The sequence below is a fragment of the Rhodococcus sp. EPR-147 genome (assembly GCF_001647185.1).
Classification (GTDB): Bacteria; Actinomycetota; Actinomycetes; order Mycobacteriales; family Mycobacteriaceae; genus Rhodococcoides.
In genome coordinates this window covers 1-6,252 of record NZ_LVCU01000125.1, presented here as the reverse complement: position 1 = coordinate 6,252, position 6,252 = coordinate 1, and the positions used below count along the sequence as shown (strand labels likewise).

The window sequence follows — 6,252 nt, the reverse complement described above, 5'->3', positions numbered from 1 at the left end:
TAGATCTCGCCCAGAATCGACGACTGCCGAAGCTCGGCGACGGTGTCGGACGGCAGCTGCACATCGGTGGACAGGTCCACCGTTGCCACGGCGGTCGACCCCACCAACTCGACGGTGTCGAGGACGCCAGCGTCGACGCCTTCGACGATCACCTTCGCTTTTTCCGGAAGATTGAGCACGCTCGCGAATTCGATTCGCAGGGAGTACTTGTCGCCTGCCACGTAGCTGCCGGGAATCGGCAGGTCGGCCGGGTCGACGCTGCACCCCGACAGCAGGGCGACACAGCACAACCCGGTGATCGCGCGCCTCATCGCCATCCCGCCGAACCCAGTATCAGCTGCACCAGACCGACATCGATGACATCGCCTCGTTGCTGGTCCGCCGAGCACGTCGGTCTGTACTTGTTGAGCAGAGCGCAGACCTCGTTGGGAGAATTGGTGTCGATCTCGAACTGCGGCGGGTGGTAGATCACCCGACCGCTCCTGGAATCGTTGTCGTACATCGTCATCAAGTTCTCGCCTACGGTCGGCACCTGCGCCAGGATGTCCTTGATATCGCCCACCCGTCCGAGCAGTACGTCGACCACCGGCACCGCTTGGTCGAGAAATGCGTAGACCTTCTCGTCGTACTTCGCGACGTTGCGCGCCAGCGGCGGAATGAGCTCGGTGGGCAAAGCGACCGTGGTGCCGAAGGACTGGGTGAACTCCGACAGCGTGATCATCCCCCGCTTCAGATTGTCGAGCAGCTTCGCCACCTCGGGCCAGCTCACCACGAACGTGTCGATCAGGCCGTCGAGGTTGTCGATCAGACGCCGCACGGTGGTGTCCTTGTCGGCAGGATCGCCGACCAGCTGCGCCAGTTGCCGAAGGCTGTCGTTGAGCTGGGTGCCGGAGCCGCGGAGCGAATCGTCGGCCGAACGCAAGGTGTCGCCGAGGATCTCGTCGTGGTTGCCCTCGGCGTCGGCCGGACCGAGCAGATCGGACGCCAGGCCCGACACGGCGTCGAGTGTGTCGCTGATTCCCAGTGGAGTTCTGGTGCGATCCAACGGAATACAACTCGACCGGTCGAACTCGGGACCGTCGATGTAGGGCTGCGTGAATTCCACGTGCCGGTCGGTGACGATCGAATTCGACAGTGTCACGGCCCCCACCTCGGCGGGCAGCCTGAGGCTGTCGTCGATATCCATGGTGACCACCACCGCGGTGTCGGTGTTCTCGATGCGTGTCACCGTTCCGACGACCACACCGAGCATCATGACCGAATTACCCTCGTACAACCCGACCGTGTCGGTGAACTCGGCACACAGCGAGGAGTTGCCCGCACCGGGGTCGATGACCGATGTGGCGGACGCAACCGAACCGACGAGCGTGACGACGACTGCTGCCGCCACGGCGATGCGTACCGATCTGCGTCTCATCAGCACACCCTCCCCGGCAACGGAATACACACGCCGACACCGACGACCGTGTCCTGCGACTGGTCGATCACGGGCCCCTGCCCGCCGCCGATCAGAGTGGCGAGACCGTCCGAGCTTTCCTTCATGGTCGTGATCGCCCCGTCCACGTCACCCAACTGTGCAAAGAGCTTCTGCGTGATCTCCTCTAGCTGGACGATCGACGGCTCGAGCCCCTTCTCGAATGCGACCACGGGACGGTGGAAGAGCTCGAACATTCTCCCGAGCAGGTCGAAAGCACTGACAACCTCGACGCGCTTGTCGCCGAATCCTTTGGTCAGGGTGCCGAGCTCGCGTACGAGTTCGGTGAGCATGACCCGATCGGCGGCCAATGCCCCGACGTACTCGTCGGATACCACGAGCCCGCGCTCGAGTTGATCGGACCGCGTCGCGAGCGTATCGGTGAGCGAAGACAGGTTGTCCACGATCGCGCGAGTGGACTGCGGCTGTTCGGTGACGGCCTTGTCCAACTCGGCCACGGTCTCCCGCAGCGTCGAACCGTCGATGTCGCGAACCAGCGGTGTTGCCGACTCGATCGCGTCGGACAGTTCGTAGGGCAGCTCGACCCGCTCCGGCGGAATCGGTGCCGAGCCGAGCTCGCCGTCACCGTGCGAGGTGAGCATCACGTAGTGACCGCCGATCGGTGTCAACAACTTCACCGTGACGGTAGACGCATCGCCGACGAAAACATCGGAGCTGACACTGAATTGGACATCGACATGCGCACCGGCCAGCTCGACCGAACGCACCGACCCGACCGCGATACCGGCGATCCTCACTTCGTCGCCCGGCTTCACCCCGGCTGCCGAGCCGAACTCCGCGGTGTAGGTCCGCTCGCCGAACGGAATCGTGTACAACGCCGCCGCGATCAGGAGCAGGACCAGAGAGGCCGCGACACCGACCGCGCCCCAGAAGAAGTGCGCTTTGTTCTCCGATTGCTCGTCACGAACGCCCTTGCGTAGTACGCGGCTCATCGGCACACCACCAAATTCTGTCCGCCGAGCACGATCTGCCCGATCCCAGGGATATCCTGCTGTCCGCGACTGCAGGAGTACGTCTGTGCGCCCGGGTCCGGAATGCTCGCATTGAGTCCGGTCAACAATCCCGGCGCGAGTGCCAACATCTCGGTCACCTGTTCGGTCTGCGGAAGCATTCGACGCAGTGCCCCGTCGACCGGCGCGTAGCTGTTGTCGTACGCCCGCTCGAGGCCCTCCATCAGCCCCACGAACGGTCGCAGCCCGTAATTGGCCTGATCCAGCGACGCGAGCACGCCGTCCATCTGGGTGCTGAGCTTGGAGACCAGACCGTGCAGTTGTTCGAGAAGGTCTGCGACCGACGCGGATTGGCCACCGATCGAGTCCGAGATCTGGCCGAGGTTCTCGATCAGGAGCCCGATGATCGATTCACGCTGTACTGCGAATTGGGTGATGCGATCCACGTCGCGCAGGACCGGACCGAGTCCGGACCCGTCACCCTGAACCATCCGGAGAATGTTCTCGGTGAACTGATTGAGCTGTGCGGTGTCGAGGGTGTCGAAGATCGGCTCGAAGCCGTTGAACAGCTTGGAGATGTCGAAGGACGGGATCGTTCGATCCTTGGAGATGGTCGCCCCGACCGCCAACGGGGCTCCGGTCGCCGAATCCTTCTGCACGAGTTCGACGTACCGCTGCCCCAGAAGATTCTGGTACCGAACCGCAGCCTGGGTGTTGGCGAAAATCGGCCGTCGGTCTTCGATCTCGAACTCGACCCGCGCGAGGGCACCGTCGAGTTCGACCGACGACACCTTGCCGATCTGCACCCCGGACATGCGCACGTCGTCGCCCACGTACAAACCCGACACGTCGTCGAACTCCGCGCCGTAGGACGACAGCGGTCCGCCGACCGGGGTGCGAAGAGCAGCGACGATGATCACCGCACACACCGCGGTCACCGTGAAGAAGACGAGCAGTTTGACCGCGGGGCCCGCTACCTTCTTCATCCGTTCGCCTCCTCGTGTGCGGCAACGGCTCCGGCCAGATTGGGCATGGTTTCGACTATCAGGTCGAGTTGCAGCTGAGGCTTCCCGTCGACGACGGGAAATGCGTCGGAGATACCGTCGAGCACCTGCGGCACTCGGTCGTAGCTGGGCGCCAATGTGCCGATCGACGCGGTGATGGGCACCAGCAGGTCCAGCACCGTGGACAGCAGCTTCGACAGGTTCGGATTGTTCGCCTTCAGCAAGTCGCCCACCGGAATCATCAACTGATCGCTCAGACCGTTGTTGGCGGCGATGGTTCGCGCTCGGTCGGCGGGTGCCTCGACGTACACGCTCTTGTCCACCACTCCCACCACCAGATCGAGCAAGGGCGGAACCAGGTTGCCGATTCCTTCGCCCAGTTCGGCACCGCGATGCAGCTTCCAGGCCAGCGGGTCGATCTGGTTGTTCGCCATCATCTGAGCAGTGTCGAAGTACGGCTTCAGGTTTCGACTCACCTCGACGGAGGTGTTCGCGATGAGGTCCAGGAGGTGGTCCACCTGTTCGGTGTCGAGAACCTCGGTGAGGTCGGCGACTCGCCGGAACACTCCGGTCACCGTTGCGCCTCGCAGGTCTTTCGACACTTCGAGGGTCGAGTTGTCGGCCAGGGGTGCCCCCGTGCCATCGGAGACCAATTCGATTGCAGTGGAACCGAATACGTTCGACGACGAGAATTGAGCCTGCATGGTGTCGGTGAGCTCGCCCGCCTGGCTCGGATCGATCTCCAGTTGCAGCCGCTGCCGTCCGAAGCCGACGGTCTCGATGTTGTCGACCGTGCCGATGGACAGACCACGGAACTTCACCTCCGACCCGGGCGTCAGACCGTCCCCCACCGATGCTGCATCGAGCGTCAGCTCGAAGGGCGAATCGAAGGCCCCGCGTGCGTAGGCGGTGAGGCCGCCTGCGAACACTGCCAAGGCAACGGCCACCGCCAGCCCTCGCAGGCGTAGCGTGGCCGGCCCGGCCGATCGTCCCGTCAGATCGTCGAAAACTGCCATCTCTACCCCGAAATCCTTATGCCCGAGTCGAATCCCCACAGGACCAGCGTCATGATCATGTCCAGTACCACCACGGCAACGAGGCTGGCCCTGATGGCGCGGCCCGAGGCGCGCCCGACTCCCTCCGGGCCGCCCGAGGCGTAGTACCCCTGATAGCCGTGGATCAGGATGATCGTCACGACGAACACCGCGGCCTTCAGGAGTGAGAACAGCACGTCGACCGGCTGCAGGAAGGCACTGAAGTAGTGGTCGTAGGTGCCCGAGGACTGTCCGCCGACAACGCGAACCACCACCGCACACGACAGGTAGCTCAGAATGAGGGTCAGCAGGTAGAGCGGCACGATCGTGACGATTCCCGCGATCACCCTGGTGGTGACGACGAAGGGCATCGACTGAATCCCCTGAGCTTCGAGGGCGTCGATCTCTTCCGAGATACGCATCGCACCGATCTCGGCGGTCATCCTGCATCCCGCCTGCGTCGCGAATCCGATGGCCGCGATCATCGGGGCCAGTTCCCGAGTGCTGGCGTACGCCGAGATGAAACCGGTCAACGGCTCCATCCCCACCATGCCGAGGGAATTGAACCCTTCGATCCCGACGGACGCACCCACCGCGACCCCCAGCACGACCAGCACCGACACGGTTCCGCCACCGACGATCAATTTGCCACTGCCCCAGGTGATGTCGCTGAGGATGAGCAGCATCTGACGCCGATAGGAGCGGACCGTATGGGGTATCGCGGCGAGAACCTTGACGCAGAACGTCAGTTGATGACCCAACATTTCGAGTACATCGAACGGCCTACGACCGAGGTACCTGACACTGCGGCTGAGGTGAGCGGTGCCGTGCACGGTGTACCGCGAAGGAGTTGCCATCTCAGCCCAACTTCTGCGGCATGAACATCGCAACCAACTGCGTGATCACGACGTTGACGGTGAATGCGGACACCACACCGAGCACGACGGACGCGTTGACCGCGTTGGCTACCCCGCGCGGTCCGTGTGCGGCGGACAACCCTCGCTGGCAGGCCACGATGATGACGATGACCCCGAATATCTCGGTCTTCACCAGGGCGACGACCAGATCTGTCACCGAGGCGAAGGACGCGAACGAGCTGATGTAGCTACCGGGCGTCCCACTCTGAAAACCGACGTTGATCGCATAGCCCGCGGCCAGTCCCATGAAGATGATGAGGATGCACAGGAACGGTGCCACCAGGAGGATGGCCGCCAGCCGTGGTGTGACCAGCCGGCGAACCGGGTCGATTCCCATGGTCGACATCGCGTCGATCTCATCCCGGATGGTGCGCGCACCCAGATCGGCTGCCACTGCCGCGCCTGCCGCACCGCCCAACAGCAGTGCCGCGACGATCGGTGCGCCCTGGCGGATGACCCCGAGGCCACCCGCGGCTCCGGCGATGGACGTCGCACCGATCTGATCGGTGAGGCTGCCGACCTGAACGGACACGATGACGCCGAACGGAATGGACACCAGTATTGCCGGCACCACCGTGACGGTGACGACGAACCAGGCCTGATCGATGGTGTCGCGCCACGGATGTCGCAGTGTGAGTATGTCGCGGACGAGGTGGACGAAGGCCAGTACACCCAGCTCCAGAGTTCGCCCGAACGTCCGGAATCCACTGGCAACTCCGTCGCTGACGCGTGCGAGCGTCGATGTCGGCGACGACAATTCCCCACCCCCCGGCTTTCTGTTCAGTGCGACTCCCCCGCGCAGGAACGGAAATTACCAGCCGACCGTCGACCAAGTGACGTTTTCTTCACTTA

The 6,252-nt window shown here is 63.5% G+C and carries 7 protein-coding genes; all 7 read right to left on the bottom strand.

Annotated features, from left to right (window positions below):
• The coding region (locus A2J02_RS05945; RefSeq protein WP_156516117.1) for an MlaD family protein at positions 1–317 on the bottom strand (317 nt) is incomplete at its 3' end.
• Positions 308–1,417: an MCE family protein gene (locus A2J02_RS05940; RefSeq protein WP_156516116.1), complete on the bottom strand. Its 1,110-nt coding sequence runs from the start codon at positions 1,415–1,417 to the stop codon at positions 308–310. The genes A2J02_RS05940 and A2J02_RS05945, both read right to left, overlap by 10 nt.
• Positions 1,417–2,427, bottom strand: a complete 1,011-nt coding sequence (locus A2J02_RS05935; RefSeq protein ID WP_068048019.1) for an MlaD family protein — start codon at positions 2,425–2,427, stop codon at positions 1,417–1,419. The genes A2J02_RS05940 and A2J02_RS05935 overlap by 1 nt, the downstream gene beginning before the upstream one ends.
• Positions 2,424–3,431 (bottom strand): MlaD family protein, encoded by a 1,008-nt coding sequence (locus A2J02_RS05930; protein WP_068048013.1) that lies wholly within the window; start codon positions 3,429–3,431, stop codon positions 2,424–2,426. The genes A2J02_RS05935 and A2J02_RS05930 overlap by 4 nt, the downstream gene beginning before the upstream one ends.
• The gene (locus A2J02_RS05925; RefSeq protein ID WP_068048010.1) at positions 3,428–4,465 is read right to left on the bottom strand and encodes an MlaD family protein; all 1,038 of its coding nucleotides are present in this window, start codon (positions 4,463–4,465) and stop codon (positions 3,428–3,430) included. The genes A2J02_RS05930 and A2J02_RS05925 overlap by 4 nt, the downstream gene beginning before the upstream one ends.
• Positions 4,466–4,467: 2 nt before the next feature.
• Complete coding sequence (locus A2J02_RS05920; protein WP_231893723.1) at positions 4,468–5,247, bottom strand: ABC transporter permease; 780 nt, start codon at positions 5,245–5,247, stop codon at positions 4,468–4,470.
• Between the two features lie 94 nt (positions 5,248–5,341).
• A complete protein-coding gene (locus A2J02_RS05915) occupies positions 5,342–6,157 on the bottom strand; it encodes an MlaE family ABC transporter permease (protein WP_068048004.1) in 816 nt (271 codons plus the stop codon).
• Positions 6,158–6,252 lie beyond the last annotated feature (95 nt).